We start from the raw sequence: 16,348 nt of genomic DNA, 5'->3' as shown, positions 1-16,348 counted from the left end.
ATCCGGTTTTTATATATAGGAATGATTTATAAACATTAAACAATCAAAAATTGTTTTACCTCACACCGAATGGCAGAATATTAAACAATTAGTATTTAAAATAATTGAGGTTCGCTTTAAAATCATACCATTACATTCTTATCCTGGCGATTATCAATGCATTTACTTTTTATCAGGCAAGCTTAAATGATTGGGTAAACTGGGATGATCATAATTACATTCTAAACAATTACCTTATCCACGGAATTTCTTTTAGCGGGATTCTGGATATTTTTAAAACACCGCAGGTTATGGGAAATTATCACCCTGTTACGCTTCTTTCCTATGCCCTGGAATATGAATTTGCCGGTCCAAACGCCAGGGTATTTCACGTTACAAACATTATTTTGCATACCATAAATTCAGTTTTGGTATTTGTATTTATCAGAAGACTTTTAGGTAATAAAGAGTGGGCGTTTTTTGTAGCCCTTCTTTTTGCAATTCACCCAATGCACCTAGAATCTGTTGCCTGGATATCGGCCAGAAAAGATTTGCTTTTTACAATGTTTATGTTTTCGGGGTTGATTTTATATGTAAAGTACATGGAGAATAAAAACTGGAATACATACCTGTTGATTTTTGTATTTTTTATGTTGTCGTTACTTTCAAAAGGAATGGCTATTGTATTCCCCGCACTTCTAATCCTGACAGATTATCTTAAAGGAAACATTTCAAAAAAAAATAGTTTTGAGAAAATACCTTTTTTTGCATTAGCGATTATTTTTCTTTGGATAGGTGTAAAAGCCCAAAGAACAGATGGGGCTATGTTGCCTGTGTCAGAATCTTTTACTCTCAATAATCTATTTTTTAGCAATTACGGGCTGTTAATTTACTTTGTTAAATTCTTTGTTCCTTATAATATTTCAGCATTTCATCCCTATCCCGGGTTGGATCACAACGTTATCCCCCGTTATTTTTACTACTCAATTATACTTATCCCTGTTTTAATTTACATACTTGTAAAATCATTTAAAAAAATGCCGGTTGTATTTTTTGGATTCAGTTTTTTCCTTATATCCATAGCACCGGTAATTCAGTTTTTTCCTTTCGGAAAAGCACTTTATGCCGAAAGATATACTTATGTTTCCTATATTGGATTATTTGTTGTTTTAGTTTATGTATTCTCCCGGGTATACTCAAAAATCAGTCAAAAATATGTACTATTTAAATCGGTAGTGGCTCAAATTGGTGTATTCTGGCTCGGCATTCTGGCTTACATTACTTTCACTTCAGCCCAATACTGGGAAAATAGTGATACCCTGTGGACAAACGTAATCGAAAAATATCCCAATCATTATTTCGCATATGGAAACCGCGCTAATGATGAGCCTGATCCACAAAAAGCCATTACAGATTACACCAAATGCATTGATTTAAATCCAGGATTTTATGAAGCATACAATAATCGCGGTTTAAAATATTATCAACTTCGGGACTTCGAAAAAGCACTGCAGGATTTTAACAAAACACTGGAAATAAATCCGAAATATGTAAAAGCAAATATTAACCTGGGTATGTTGTATACAAACGCAGGAAAAAACCAGGAAGCCTTACAGGCATTCAACAGGGCAATACAATCCGATTCCGGAAATGAGCTTGCTTATTTTAATCGGGGTGCATTGTTTCTTATAATGAATGATATGAACAGAGCACTCGATGATTTTAACCGTGCCATTGAAATTAATCAAAATGTCCACCAGTTTTATGAAGAAAGGGGAAGAACATATTTAATTCTAAATAAAAAAAGACTTGCAAAAAAAGACTTCGAAACGGCCCTTAAGTTGAATCCTGATTCTCAAAAATCAAAAAAATTCATTGAAGAATTTTTTGACTAATGTTTATTACGAATCAATGATTATTTTCCATACAAAGCAATATATTTAGATATTAATACCTTATTTTTCGATTTTTTGTTTTAACTTGTTTTGCAGAAATAACTGATTACTGCATTCATTATGAAAAAAATTCTACTTTCATTTTTATTGTTAACCTTATTTTTTAGTCTTTCAGCACAAACCGGAAATGAAACATTAGGCTCTGGCGCAGGAGCCAGCATAACATCCGGAGATTACAATGTAATGATAGGTGATTCTGCAGGTTATAACGTTTCCACTGGTGGATATGGTGTATATCTGGGCTACAGGGCCGGATTTTCGTTTGATAATGACTGGGACAATACAATAATTGGCGCATATGCCGCCACAAATTCAACAACAGGCACAGATAACGTAATAATTGGCAAATATGCCGGGTATAATAATTCAAGTACAGATGCCACATTCGTGGGTACACAAGCAGGGTATAATAATACAACCGGCGCAGACAATACATTTATTGGAGAAGAAGCAGGGTATAATAATACTACAGGACGAGATAATACATTTATTGGAGAAGACGCGGGATATAATAATGTTGACGGAGACGATAATACGTTTATTGGAAGTGCGGCCGGGCGATCAAATGTAAACGGTTCAAAAAATACCGCAGTAGGTAATGAAGCACTTTGGGATGTTGGAAATACCGGAACGACATTCCCATTTGGCAGTGCAAACACAGCAGTAGGAGACTCTGCCGGAACAGATGTGGGACAAGGATACTATAATACTTTTATTGGACAGAGCGCAGGCGCTGCAACCGAACATGCTGATTTCAATACATTTGTAGGTGCAAAATCCGGATGGGATAATAATAGAAACAATGATGCTTCCAACGCCAACAGAAATACTTATTTAGGTTTTAAAACCGGTTATTCAAACCGTGCCGGAGAAGACAACGTTGGAATGGGTGCTTTTGCCGATTTTAATAATACAAATCGTTCACGTACCACATTTATAGGAGCAGATATTGATATAAGAGGCAATGATCTGATTGCAATTGGGTATAGTGCCGATAATAATGGTCAATATTCTGTTGCAATAGGAAATGAAATTGACGTAGATGCCTCTAGTAGTTCAGTAATTATTGGATACAAATCCAAGGCGACAAATGCATCAAATAATTCTGTTGCAATAGGTGCATTGGACACCATAACCGGAGCCAATTCAATTGTAATAGGGTATAATGCAAAGGTTTCCGGTACTAATTCAATTGCAATAGGAAATCAGGCCTCCGTAAGTGCCGACAATGAAGTTTATATTGGCAATGCTTCTACCTCTTCTATCGGAGGCGTGGTTAACTGGACTGCTGCATCTGACGGAAGATTTAAGTCAGGAATTACCGAGAATGTTCCCGGACTTGATTTTATTGATCTGCTCCGCCCGGTTACCTACCACTTCGACACAAAAGAAATGTTTCGATTTTATCGAGTGAAACCCGGTGAAAATATGGAATCATCCGTTCAGGAGAAAGACAAACAGGTCTATTCCGGTTTTGTTGCACAAGAGGTGGCTGAAGCTGCATCAGTATTGAATTACAATTTCAGCGGTGTAAAGATTCCTCTTGATCCGGAAAAGGAAATGTATGGTTTACGATATGCCGAATTTGTGGTTCCCCTTGTAAAAGCAACACAGGAATTACATAAGAAAATAAAAGACCAGGAGCACATTATTGCCAGCCAGCAAAACGAGATAAAAGACTATAAAGAGACACTTTTAAATCTTTCCCAGCGCCTCGAAGTACTGGAAACAAATTACCAGATGGAAAAAAGTACAGCCGGAATAACAGCGAAGCAATAAAAACTTCAAAAATTTTCCGGTTATGAAAAGGTATCGTTTATATTATAAAAATTTTGGAATCGTTCAGGAGTCGATAAGGTCAAGCTTTAAGACTGTACTATTTATTTTCCTTTTTGCCATTTGGGAAACAAGCTTGTTTGCTCAAACAACTCCTTCCGGGATTGAAACACAAGGAAATACAACAATAGAAAATTCGCAACTACATCCTAAAATTGCTGCTGACACAACAGGTAATTTTGTATTGGTCTGGGAAAGTTTTAATGAAGATGGAGATGATTACGGAGTTTTCGGACAACGTTTCAACAACTCAGGAACCAAAGTCGGAAGTCAATTCCAAATAAATGCCACAACAAATAACGCACAAAGTTTCCCGGATGTAGCTATGGATGAAAATGGGAATTTCACTGTTGTTTGGATGAGTGAAAAGGAAGACGGTGATGGATGGGGAACTTATATACGTGGATACGATGATACAGGATCGTCGGTTTTTGGGCCAACTTTAGCCAACACTACAACCGCTGGGGAGCAGAGATTTCCAACAATTTCGACTGGCGGTGGGAATACGGTAGTAACTTGGATGGAACCCCAAAATGATGGCGATATATTTGCACGTATTTTCGACAGCAGTGGCAATCCGGCTAATCCTCCGTTTCTGGTAAATACAGTTACAGCGGGATTTCAGGGATTCCCAACAATTGCGGTTGATTCGGCCGGTAATTTTGTTATTGCGTGGCAGGATAATGCTGCTGATGGTGACGGAATTGGAATTCAGGCGCAACGCTTTGATGACACCGGAAGTATTGACGGCACTGTTATTTCTGTAAATACCACGACTACTGGAAATCAGCAGGAACCCCAGGTGGCAAAAACACAAGATGGAAAATTTGCCGTCTCCTGGTCAAGTTACGGACAGGATTCTGATCATTTTGGAGTCTTTGCCCGGTTATTTGACAATTCAGGAACAGCCTTAACTTCCGAAATATTGGTAAATACTGAAACCACAGGCGCGCAGGAGAATGAGTCCATTGTTGCAATGATGGATGGGAAATATGCAGTTTCGTGGTCGAGTTATGCTCAGGACAGCTCATTCACAGGTGCATACATGCAAATTCTAAACGATGACGGGTCTTTTTATGGTTCAGAAACCAGACTAAATACAACCACTTTCGGATTCCAGCATTTCTCCGATTTGGCCTCATCAAATGCCAAACTCCACGCTGTCTGGCAGGATGGGATGAGAAATACAACCGAATCAACTGATGGCGATGATTATGGAATAAATTTTCAACTTTTCAGTTCCTCAAATCCTCCCGTAGCGGTTTGCCAGGACATTACAATTTATTTGGATAATTCGGGCAGTGCTGAAATTACAGGTCAGGATATCGACGGCGGAAGTACCGATGATATTGGAATTGCATCTCTGCTTGCCGACCCTTCATCATTTACCTGCGAAAACATAGGATCAAATGATGTAACTCTTACAGTAATAAATACAAATGGAAATGTGGACACATGTCATGCAAATGTTACTGTGGTTGATACTGTTTCTCCCCTTGCAGTTTGTCAGAATATAACCATTTACCTTGATATCTCCGGGTATGCTTCAATTGATGCGACTGATTTAAACGGAGGCTCAACAGATAACTGTGAAATTCAGGATTATCAAATTATAGCAGGTCAAACCGAATTCAATTGTTTAGATGCCAACAAAATTTTCACGGTTGATCTGCAGGTTAATGATATCTATGGAAATTCATCTTTCTGTACATCAGATGTTGCAATTGCTGATACCGGATTAATTTGTTCCGTACCACCTCAGCTACCACCAGCTCCGGCTGATGTTACTGTACCAAGTCCCGACAGCGTTCCAAATCAAACGGACCTAACAGCAGTAAGTAGTAATTGTGGTGGAGATATCACAGTAAGTCCTGTCGATTCAGTCATTCCCGGAAGTTGTGTGAACGATTTCATTATCCTTCGCACATGGACTTTTGTGGACTCATGCGGAAACTCAAACAACATTACTCAAACCATCACAGTCATTGACACAATAGTACCAATTCCACCAACTCCACCGGCAGATGTGTATGCTAGCTGTGCTGATGATATTCCCCCTCCAATAAACTTAACTGCCATTGATAACAACGATGGTCCCATTACTGTTGGACCAACAATACAAATAACGCCAGGTTCTTGTCCCAATGATTTTGTAATGATTCGGACGTGGACTTTTGCCGATACCTGCGGTAATTTTAGTTCTGTAAGTCAGAATATTGTTGTTGTGGATTCTGTTGCTCCGGCTGCTCCGATACCTCCTGCTGATTTAGTGCTGGATTGTGCAGCAGATGTTCCCCCGCCGGTAAAACTTACTGCAATTGATAATTGCGATGACTCTATTACTGTAAGTCCGACTATTCAAATAACGCCAGGTTCTTGTCCCAATGATTTTGTAATGATTCGGACGTGGACTTTTGCCGATACCTGCGGTAATTTTAGTTCTGTAAGTCAAACTATTACCGTATTGGATACGTTGCCGCCGGTTCCACAGGCACCGCCGGCTGATTTGGTGCTGGATTGTGCAGCAGAAGTCCCGCCACCGGTAAATTTAACTGCTACAGATAATTGCGGGGGTGAGATTACTGTTTCTCCGGCAACTACAGTTTTACCAGGTAGCTGTCCAAACGATTTTGTAATGATTCGGACGTGGACTTTTGCCGATACCTGCGGTAATTTTAGTTCTGTAAGTCAAACTATTACCGTATTGGATACGTTGCCGCCGGTTCCACAGGCACCGCCGGCTGATTTAGTGCTGGATTGTGCGGCAGAAGTCCCGCCACCGGTAAATTTAACTGCTACAGATAATTGCGGGGGTGAGATTACTGTTTCTCCGGCAACTACAGTTTTACCAGGTAGCTGTCCAAACGATTTTGTAATGATTCGGACGTGGACTTTTGCCGATACCTGCGGTAATTTTAGTTCTGTAAGTCAAACTATTACCGTATTGGATACGTTGCCGCCGGTTCCACAGGCACCGCCGGCTGATTTGGTGCTGGATTGTGCGGCAGAAGTCCCGCCACCGGTAAATTTAACTGCTACAGATAATTGCGGGGGTGAGATTACTGTTTCTCCGGCAACTACAGTTTTACCAGGTAGCTGTCCAAACGATTTTGTAATGATTCGGACGTGGACTTTTGCCGATACCTGCGGTAATTTTAGTTCTGTAAGTCAAACTATTACCGTATTGGATACGTTGCCGCCGGTTCCACAGGCACCGCCGGCTGATTTGGTGCTGGATTGTGCGGCAGAAGTCCCGCCACCGGTAAATTTAACTGCTACAGATAATTGCGGGGGTGAGATTACTGTTTCTCCGGCAACTACAGTTTTACCAGGTAGCTGTCCAAACGATTTTGTAATGATTCGGACGTGGACTTTTGCCGATACCTGCGGTAATTTTAGTTCTGTAAGTCAAACTATTACCGTATTGGATACGTTGCCGCCGGTTCCACAGGCACCGCCGGCTGATTTAGTGCTGGATTGTGCGGCAGAAGTCCCGCCACCGGTAAATTTAACTGCTACAGATAATTGCGGGGGTGAGATTACTGTTTCTCCGGCAACTACAGTTTTACCAGGTAGCTGTCCAAACGATTTTGTAATGATTCGGACGTGGACTTTTGCCGATACCTGCGGTAATTTTAGTTCTGTAAGTCAAACCATTACCGTGTTGGATACCATCGCACCAGTGATTGGTGATTGTCCGTCTTCAGATTTTCTGATTCCATTTACCAATTTGGGTGAATGTTACTATACGTCAACAGGAGATGAATTTGATATTTCAGCAAGCGATAACTGTAGTTCCTCCTTACAGTATAGTTATATTTTGTCAGAAGCAACAACAGGAAGTGGTTCACAAACACTTGCCAACGTTAACTTTAATGCCGGAGTGACTCAAGTATCGTGGACTGTTCGGGATGAATGTGGCAATTCATCGACATGTGCATTTAATATTAATGTCAATAAAATATCAACTATCTCATCTGTATCGGTTAATCCTTTGAGCCAGCAGTACAGTGATTCAGTAGAATTTACAGCAACAATTACACCCTGGGATTGCAATGATAATAACTTCATTGGCGGAGATGTAACTTTTTATATTGGTAACCAACCAGTTGGATCTCCTGTTAATATTCAGTCGGATGGTACAGCAATTGCAAAATACCCTCTTATTGAGAATCCATCATTTCCTTCAAATGGCGAGATGGCCCCGGGTAATCATTTGGTTACTGCGATGTTTAATAATTACGATATAATTTATGATGTAAATGATGCCACAACATCGATTGAAATCACAAAGGAAAATGCTTGTTATTCATACACCGGGCAATTGTTTGCCTCAGTTGGGAAAAATTTTGAACATAATGTTTATATGGCCGCAACCATTTATGATGAAATGGATGGAAGTCAGGGTGATATTCGAAATTCAATGGCACGTTTTGTTGTGTCAGATGCAGGAATTGTTTATACCAGTCCATGGCTCGAAATTGGATTAGTAGATCCAAATGATTCAACGGTCGGATATATTTCGCATAATTGGATTGAAACTGTATTATCAAAAACCAATACTTCAGAAGTTTACACTGTTTCTGTTGAATTAAGCAGCGACAGTTACTTTGAACTTTGTTCCGGAGAAGAATCAGTACTCACCATTTATGTGCCTGATGGTGAATTTATTACTGGAGGAGGTTATCTTATCAATAATAGTCCTGACGGATTATTTGCTGCCGATCCGGATTCTAAAACCAATTTCGGATTTAACGTTAAATGGAACAAACAGGCAACTAACCTTCAGGGAAAAATGAATATTATTTTCCGTAAAACAGATGGATTTGGAGTGAAACATATCTATCAGGTTAAAACCAATGCAACCAATTCTCTTGGCATTGATGTAAATAATGATTGTGATTCTGCAGAATTTGTTAGCAAAGCAAACCTAACCGACATAACCAATCCATTAAACCCTGTCTCACTTGGAGGAAACCTGGAATTGCAGGTAACTCTCTCGGATTGCAGCCAAAATGGTGAGTTTGACAAAATGGGAATTTCGGTTTGGGACAACAACGGAAATCTTATATACTCCAGCAACTGGACCGGATATGAAACTGTAAAGCAGGTTATTGAGGCGGGAAATATTGTAATACACTCAAACTCAAATTTAGGAACGCAATCGAATGCAAAGAAATCTGCTGAGATACTTTTCCCTGAATTTAGAAGCATTGATTTGAAAGTTTATCCAAATCCATTTTCTGAAAAATTGAAGTTTGAATTTGTTTCTCCGGAAGATACTAAATCTACTGTCGAATTGTATGATATAACCGGAAGAAAAATCAGCACCGTATTTGAAGGTCAGGTTAAAGGAAATATAAAATATAATATTGAATTTGTCCCGACAAATGCGGTTTCAGGAATGTATTTATACAAGGTGATAATTGGAAATACAGTTTATAACGGAAATGTTATTTATAAAAAACGATTCTGATAAGATAGAAAAAGAGGCGATGAATCACCTCTTTTTCTATTTGTAAATACTATAAATTCTTTCATTTAAAAGTAAATACTTCCGATTCAGTGCGTGCAGATTTTATCAGTTCCAGAAGTTCTTTTACAATCTCAGGATGTTCATCTGCCACATTGTGTTCCTCACCAATATCTGTTGAAAGGTCGTACAATTCAGTGGTTGTTTTTTCAGGGTGAAGTACATCGTAACGAACCAGTTTCCAGTCGCCTTTGCGAATCGCTTTCCTCCCGCCTTTTTCATGAAACTCCCAGTACAAATAATCGTGCTCTTTTTGTTCGCCCTGGTTTAACAGGGTGGGAAGAAACGAAATCCCGTCAATATTCCCGGGGACTTCAATTTCCGCGATATCCGCCACTGTTGGCATTACATCCCAGAAAGCTGAAATGTGACCACTTTTTGTTCCTGCTTCAATTTTTCCCGGCCACCATGCTATCATCGGTTCACGGATTCCTCCTTCATACAAATCCCTTTTGTAGCCCTGTAACGGACCGTTGCTGTCAAAATAATCCGGGTCAGCTCCACCTTCCAGGTGAGGCCCGTTATCTGAACTAAACATTACGATAGTATTATTTTCCAATCCCAGTTCTTTTAGTTTGGCCAGTACTTCGCCTACCTGCTGGTCTAAAAGTGTTACCATGGCGGCAAATGCGGCATGACTTTCTGCTTGTGTGCCGTAAGCTCCGTTTCTAAAATCATCATCTCCGGGCTCTGCACCTTTAAACTCTTTTTCAGGAAGAAACTGCCCCCGAAACTCAGCCAGGTTTTCTTCGGGTAACAATAACTCGGCATGTGGAATTACATTCGGATAAAAAAGAAAAAATGGCTTGTTCTTATTCTTTTCAATAAACTGCAAAGCTTTTTCGTGAATCAGCTCAGCGGCATAATCTTCAAATTTATCCCCCCGGTTTCCTTCCAAGATAATTTTGGTTTGGTTGTCCCATAAATGAGAAGGATAATAGTTGTGTGCCAATCTCTGGCAATTGTAGCCAAAAAACTCATCGAACCCCTGGTTGTTGGGTTCACCTTCAGAGCCGGGATAACCAAGGCCCCATTTTCCAAAACCACCGGTTACATAACCGGCCTGTTTAAGCATCTCGGCAATAGTAAACGTGCCATCAGGAATGGGCCACTGTCCTTCGGGCTGAACTTCTTTGTTCCCCCGGATAGGCGTGTGCCCGGTATGCTGCCCGGTCATCAGCGATGAACGTGAAGGGGCACAGACAGTTGTGCCGGCATAATGCTGGGTAAACAACATTCCCTCGCTCGCCATTTTATCAAGATTGGGTGTTTGAAAACGGCTTTGACCGTAACAACCCAAATCGCCATAACCCAAATCATCGGCCAGAATGTAGACGATATTGGGTTGGGAATTTGTTGTTTCATCGCCGGTTTTTTGTGGTTTGTTTTGGCAGGAAAAAAGAATTGGAATAATAATGGTAAGGAAAAGATTTCTTTTCATTGAATAAAAGTTTGATTTGATCATTTGTTGAACGTAAACACCTCAGATTCCGTTCTGGCTGACTCCATTAATTTTAATAAGTTGTTGGTAATTTCGGGATGTCCTTCAGCTACATTGTTTTCTTCTCCCGGATCATTTGCCAGATTATAAAGTTCGGTTGTTGTTTTTTCAGGTGAAAACACGTCATAACGAATTAGTTTCCAATCGCCTTGACGCACAGCCAGCCGACCGTTTCTTTCATGAAATTCCCAGTACATATAATCATGTTCCTTTTGATTTTCGTTCCCCAGCAGCGTTGGCAAATAAGAAATCCCGTCGATATTTTCCGGTGTTTCTGCTCCAATCAAATCGGTTGCCGTAGGTAGAAAATCCCAAAAAGCCGAAATATGATTGGTTTTACTTCCGGCCTTAATTTTTCCGGGCCAACGTACCAGCATGGGCATACGGATTCCTCCTTCATACAAATCGCGTTTATACCCCTGGAAGGGTCCGTTGCTGTCGAAATAATCAGGATCAGCTCCGCCTTCAAGATGAGGCCCGTTGTCAGAAGTAAAAATAACAATGGTATTATCATCAATCCCGAGTTCCTTTAGCTTTGCCAAAATTTCTCCCACCTGATCATCCAACAGATTAATCATTGCGGCAAACGCTGCGTGTGATTCAGGTTGCGATCCATAACCACCGGTTTTAAAACGGGGAGCTCCTTCGTCTGCTCCTTTGTATTCTTTTTCAGGGAGAAATTTACCGCGGTATTTTTTGATGTACGCTTCAGGTGCAAACAACTCGGCATGAGGAATTACCGATGGATAATACATAAAAAACGGCTTGTTTTTATTTTCCTCCATAAATTTTAAAGCCTGTTCGTGAATGGGGATTGGGGCGTAGGTTCCACGGCCCGCACCTGCGTTATCTTCCAGCCAAACCGTATCCTGGTTGTGATTTAGAAAATAAGGATAGTAATTGTGTGCCAGGGTTTGATCGTTGTAACCATAGAATTCATCAAATCCCTGTTTATTTGGATCGCCTTCCGAGCCGGGATAACCAAGCCCCCACTTTCCAAAAGCCCCGGTAGCATATCCGTTTTCTTTTAGTATTTCAGCTACTGTTAATGCTTCCGATGCCATCGGCCAGTTGCCAAATTCATCACGTTTGTTTCCGCGAATCGGTGTATGCCCGGTATGCTGCCCCGTTAATAATACAGAACGCGATGGAGAACAAACCGTTGAACCTGCATAATGCTGCGTAAAAGTTATTCCCTCACTTGCAATTTTATCGATATTTGGCGTTTGAAAATGGGTTTGCCCCTGACAACTTAAATCACCATAGCCCAAATCATCCGCTAAAATATATATGATGTTGGGTTTTGTATTCTCCTTATTCTCCTGTGGTCGATTCTGACAAGAGAACAGCAGTAAATTCAATAAAAATAAAATGAATAAATTCTTCATGTAAAATTATATTTAGGTTTTTTAGTTCAGCGTATACTTCAAAAATACATAAATCAGTCTACCAAACCATACGACACCCAAATTTAACTAATTCGGTTTGCTAACAATTAACACATAACACTCTCTCTTCAACCAAATCAATAACAACTAAAAAAGCGTCTGTTGATAAACAGATAAAAAGTATTCTAAAGTATGACGACCTAAAATAAAATTTTACGTATTGCTTCTAATTTTTATTGTGTTTGATTTTAATCCTTTCCCCTTGACCTGTAACTCAATTTCACCGGCTTCTTTAGTTGACTGAACAGTTACAACCAATTTTCCGCTAAAAGCTTTCATAGTTGGGATATGAAACATTTCCAGCGACGTAGCATCTCCGTTACAAACTGCCTTAAATTCACCTGCACCCGATACTTCAAAATTTAACTGATTGTCAGCATTCGGACAGAGATTTCCATCTTTGTCAACCACAGAAACCGTTACATAGCTTAAATCTTTTCCATCGGCTGAAATTACTTCCCTGTCGGCCGATAATTCAAGGTGATGTGGTTTTCCTGCGGTATGAATTTCTTGCTCTGCAACCGGGTTGCCATTGTCATCAAAAGCAACTACTTTAAGAGTTCCGGGTTCGTATTTTACATCCATCCAGCGCAAACGGTAACGATCGAGTCTTTCTTCCCTGTTTTTTGTTCTTTTCCCCTGGCTCACGCCATTTACAAAAAGTTCGGCTGTATTATAGCTGGTGTAAACAAAAACAGGCGTGGTTTCTCCTTCACGACCATCCCAATTCCAATGTGGTAAAATATGTAAGGTCTCCTCTTTGGTATTCCAGCGACTGCGGTACAAATAATACCTGTCTTTTGGTAAACCGGCTAAATCGCAAATTCCAAAATAGGAACTCCTCGAAGGCCAGGCTTCATTATACGGTGTTGGTTCTCCCAGGTAATCAAAACCTGTCCAGACAAACTCGCCAATTACCCAGTCATAATCATCCTGCCAAACAAAGTCGTCGTCAGGGATATTTGACCAGTTACACGCTTCCAAATCGTAGGAAGAACTTTGAAAATCACCGTAAGTTTTTTGTTTATACTCTTCCACCGGAAATTTATAAACACCACGCGAACTAACGGTTGAAGCTGTTTCCGAGCCCAGGATAAATCCTTGCGGGAACCGTTGATAAGCTTCGCCGTACAAAGGCAACCTGTAATTTAGGCCGGGAACATCGATAATTGCTCCGAAGCCATTCTTCATTGTATTAGCCACCTGGTCCATACCAACCGTAACCGGGCGGGTGGGGTCTTCACGATGAAAGATATCCTGTAACCATTTTGCTCTTTTTACTCCTTCGTCTCCCCATTGGTCGGGAACTTCGTTGCCTGAACTCCACATTACAATACTTGGATGATTCCGGGTTGCGCGAACCAGGTTAACAACATCTTTTTCTGCCCAATCGTTAAACCACCTGTTGTATCCGTTTTTCACCTTTGCTTTTGCCCACTCGTCAAAACTTTCGGCCATAAATAAAAATCCCATTTCGTCGCATAATTCCAATTGCTCGTGCGAGGGCATGTTATGCGAAGAACGAATGGCATTGCATCCCATATCTTTCAAAATGGTAAGTTGCCGCTTTAACGCTGCTTTATTTACTGCTGCTCCCAGTGGCCCCAAATCGTGGTGCAGGCAAACGCCTTTAAACTTTGTTACTTCACCATTCAATATCAATCCTTTCCCGCGTTCGTAAACTACACTTCTGATTCCAAAACGGGTAACTAACTCATCTTTTAGTTCATTTCCCTCGAATAGTTTTGAATGTGCAGTATATAAATACGGCGATTCTGTATCCCATATTTCCGGATGGGGAACAGCAATATTTTGTTCTATGGTTTTACCAAATTTTTCATCTGAAGTTTTGCTTGCCACCACATTTCCATCTGCGTCTACAATATCAGTAACCAATCTTACATCTTCACCATTCACATCTGATTTGATATTCACTTTTGCCACCTCTTCTGAAACAAATGGTGTGGTAATAAATGTTCCCCACTGTTTAAAACTTGTTTCATCTTTTACGATTATCTGCACTTTTCGGTAAATTCCGGCACCCGGATACCAGCGCGACGAATTTGATGGATTTTCTAACCTCACCGCCAGAATGTTTTCGCCATCTTTTAAATAATCAGAAATATCAAAATAAAAATAAGCGTAACCATAAGGGTGATTTCCAACTTCTTTACCATTTAGCCAAACGTGTGCATCGCTCATGGCTCCATCAAAAACCAGCAACACTTTTTTCCCTGCCTTAAGTCCGGGAAGTTCAAATGTTTTCCGGTACCAACCAATACCAATATGAGGTAATGCTCCTGTTCTGCCTGTTCTCATCCGGGCTTCTTTTTCCATGTCTTGCGTAACACGTACTTTTTGTGCATCGATTTCTTTATCGAATGGCCCTTTAATAGCCCAGTCGTGCGGTACGGAAACCGTTTCCCAGTTGGCTGTGTTTGTTTCCGGTTTTTCAGCTCCGGCAACTTCCTTATTTATAAATTTCCAGTTTGAATCCAACGTAACGAGCTGACGAACCTGTGCATTGCCCCCCAAAAAGAGAAAAACAAAAAAGCAAAGAAATATTGATGACTTCATGGTTTAAATATTATTGTTTAAAGTAAAGACTTTTCCAAAATAGAAATTACCTAATTTATTTCAAAGTATTCTTGTCTTTTGCTTTGTAATTTTGAACCGCTCCACCATATGGGAAGCCGGGAGTCTCTGAACGGTTTTTCTCAAACAACTCTTTCATTCTCTGAACCATTTCAGGGTTATCTTTGGCAACATTGTTTGTTTCTGAAATATCGGTAGCAAGATTGTATAGCTCTATTTCATGGGACAATCCGTAGCGGACGCCTTTCCAGTTGTCAATTCGGGCAGACTGGCGAAATCCTCCATCAGGCATAATTCTCCCCCAGCCATCCAACTGAAACTCCCAGTTTAAACTCTTGTGTTTGGCTTGTTCTTTTCCTTCTAAAACCGGCAAAATTGAAATCCCGTTGGTTTGAGCGGGAACCTCGATACCGGCAATTTCAGCAAGTGTTGGGAGAATATCCTGAAAACCGCTGATATGATTTGTCGTCGTTCCAGGAATAATTTTTCCTTTCCAAACAGCCATCATCGGCACCCTTATTCCACCTTCATACAAATCGCGTTTAAATCCATGCAACTCTCTGTTACTGTTAAAAAACTCGTGGTTGTGCCCTTCGTGGTGGGGGCCGTTATCGCTGGTAAAAAAAACAAGTGTATTTTCCATTTCTCCCATCTCCTCCAACTTTTCCAGCAATCTCCCAATTTGTTTGTCAAGTAAAGTAATTTTGGCGGCGTGCAACCTTTCATTTGCAGGCCAGCCTCTGTCCGCGTAGATATCTTTATTTCCAATTTGTCGCTCATGCCCGTGCGGCGCCCTGTATGACATAAACAGAAAAAAAGGTTTTTTCTGATCAATTTTATCCAGATAGTCAAATGCAAGTTCCGTTCTGAATTCATCTTTACATTCCCAATCCTCCCAATTATAATAAACCGAGTCCTGTTTCCCATTTATCCAGTGAAGTTCTTCATCATAATTAATACCGCCAAAACGCGAACTCCATTGTTCCTGCACAGCAAAATCGAAACCTCGGTTATATGCCCAGGTTGAAACATCATTGGGATCATCCAAATGCCATTTCCCAATAAAAGCAGTTTGGTACCCTGCGGTTTTCATCATTTCACCCAAAGTCATTTCACTTTTTTTCAAAGTTACTCTCATCCAGCGGTCTCCGGAAAAGCTGCCGCTATTTCCACGAATGGTATTAAAAGTAGATGAAATGCCGGTCATTAGCACTGCTCTTGAAGGAGAACAGACACAGTTTCCGGCATAAAAATCGGTAAACTGCATTCCCCGACCTGCCAGGCTGTCGAGTGACGGCGTTTTGATGATTTCCTGGCCATAACAACCCAATTCCCCGTAACCAAGATCGTCGGCAAGAAGAAAAAGGATATTGGGTTTTGTTTTATCAAATTTATTCTCCTGATTTTGACAGCTTGTCAAGACCAAAAATAACGCGGCATAAAAAAGAAAAAAAGGCTTCATATTATAGTAATTAAAAAACAGGTTATTTGATTTAAATTG

The 16,348-nt window shown here is 40.3% G+C and carries 7 protein-coding genes; 3 read left to right on the top strand and 4 right to left on the bottom strand.

Annotated features, from left to right (window positions below; translation table 11 throughout):
• Window positions 1-104 precede the first annotated feature (104 nt).
• From GM418_RS11755 to GM418_RS11745, 3 genes are all read left to right on the top strand, one after another.
• Complete coding sequence (locus GM418_RS11755) at window positions 105-1,874, top strand: tetratricopeptide repeat protein (protein WP_158866266.1); 1,770 nt, start codon at window positions 105-107, stop codon at window positions 1,872-1,874.
• 120 nt (window positions 1,875-1,994) lie between these two features.
• The gene (locus GM418_RS11750; protein ID WP_158866264.1) at window positions 1,995-3,713 is read left to right on the top strand and encodes a tail fiber domain-containing protein; all 1,719 of its coding nucleotides are present in this window, start codon (window positions 1,995-1,997) and stop codon (window positions 3,711-3,713) included.
• A 22-nt stretch (window positions 3,714-3,735) separates the two neighbouring features.
• A complete protein-coding gene (locus GM418_RS11745; RefSeq protein ID WP_158866262.1) occupies window positions 3,736-9,246 on the top strand; it encodes an HYR-like domain-containing protein in 5,511 nt (1,836 codons plus the stop codon).
• A 61-nt stretch (window positions 9,247-9,307) separates the two neighbouring features.
• Here GM418_RS11745 and GM418_RS11740 read toward each other — a convergent pair whose 3' ends face one another.
• The 4 genes from GM418_RS11740 to GM418_RS11725 form a co-directional block, all read right to left on the bottom strand.
• Entirely contained in the window at window positions 9,308-10,744 is a 1,437-nt protein-coding gene (locus GM418_RS11740) for an arylsulfatase (RefSeq protein ID WP_158866261.1), read from the bottom strand.
• Window positions 10,745-10,764: 20 nt separating this feature from the next.
• Window positions 10,765-12,192, bottom strand: a complete 1,428-nt coding sequence (locus GM418_RS11735; protein ID WP_158866259.1) for an arylsulfatase — start codon at window positions 12,190-12,192, stop codon at window positions 10,765-10,767.
• Between the two features lie 213 nt (window positions 12,193-12,405).
• Complete coding sequence (galB, locus tag GM418_RS11730; RefSeq protein WP_158866257.1) at window positions 12,406-14,829, bottom strand: beta-galactosidase GalB; 2,424 nt, start codon at window positions 14,827-14,829, stop codon at window positions 12,406-12,408.
• A 55-nt stretch (window positions 14,830-14,884) separates the two neighbouring features.
• Window positions 14,885-16,309, bottom strand: coding sequence for a sulfatase-like hydrolase/transferase (locus tag GM418_RS11725; RefSeq protein WP_158866255.1), 1,425 nt, complete (start codon window positions 16,307-16,309; stop codon window positions 14,885-14,887).
• Between the last annotated feature and the right edge of the window lie 39 nt (window positions 16,310-16,348).

The sequence above is a fragment of the Maribellus comscasis genome (assembly GCF_009762775.1).
Classification (GTDB): Bacteria; Bacteroidota; Bacteroidia; order Bacteroidales; family Prolixibacteraceae; genus Draconibacterium; species Draconibacterium comscasis.
This window is presented reverse-complemented; position numbering and strand designations above follow the sequence as displayed.

Excerpts from the sequence above, each read along its gene's own strand:
- GM418_RS11740 (WP_158866261.1), bottom strand. The coding sequence starts at position 10,744 with ATGAAAAGAAATCTTTTCCTTACCATTATTATTCCAATTCTTTTTTCC.
- GM418_RS11750 (WP_158866264.1), top strand. The coding sequence starts at position 1,995 with ATGAAAAAAATTCTACTTTCATTTTTATTGTTAACCTTATTTTTTAGT.
- GM418_RS11725 (WP_158866255.1), bottom strand. The coding sequence starts at position 16,309 with ATGAAGCCTTTTTTTCTTTTTTATGCCGCGTTATTTTTGGTCTTGACA.
- GM418_RS11745 (WP_158866262.1), top strand. The coding sequence starts at position 3,736 with ATGAAAAGGTATCGTTTATATTATAAAAATTTTGGAATCGTTCAGGAG.
- galB (WP_158866257.1), bottom strand. The coding sequence starts at position 14,829 with ATGAAGTCATCAATATTTCTTTGCTTTTTTGTTTTTCTCTTTTTGGGG.
- GM418_RS11735 (WP_158866259.1), bottom strand. The coding sequence starts at position 12,192 with ATGAAGAATTTATTCATTTTATTTTTATTGAATTTACTGCTGTTCTCT.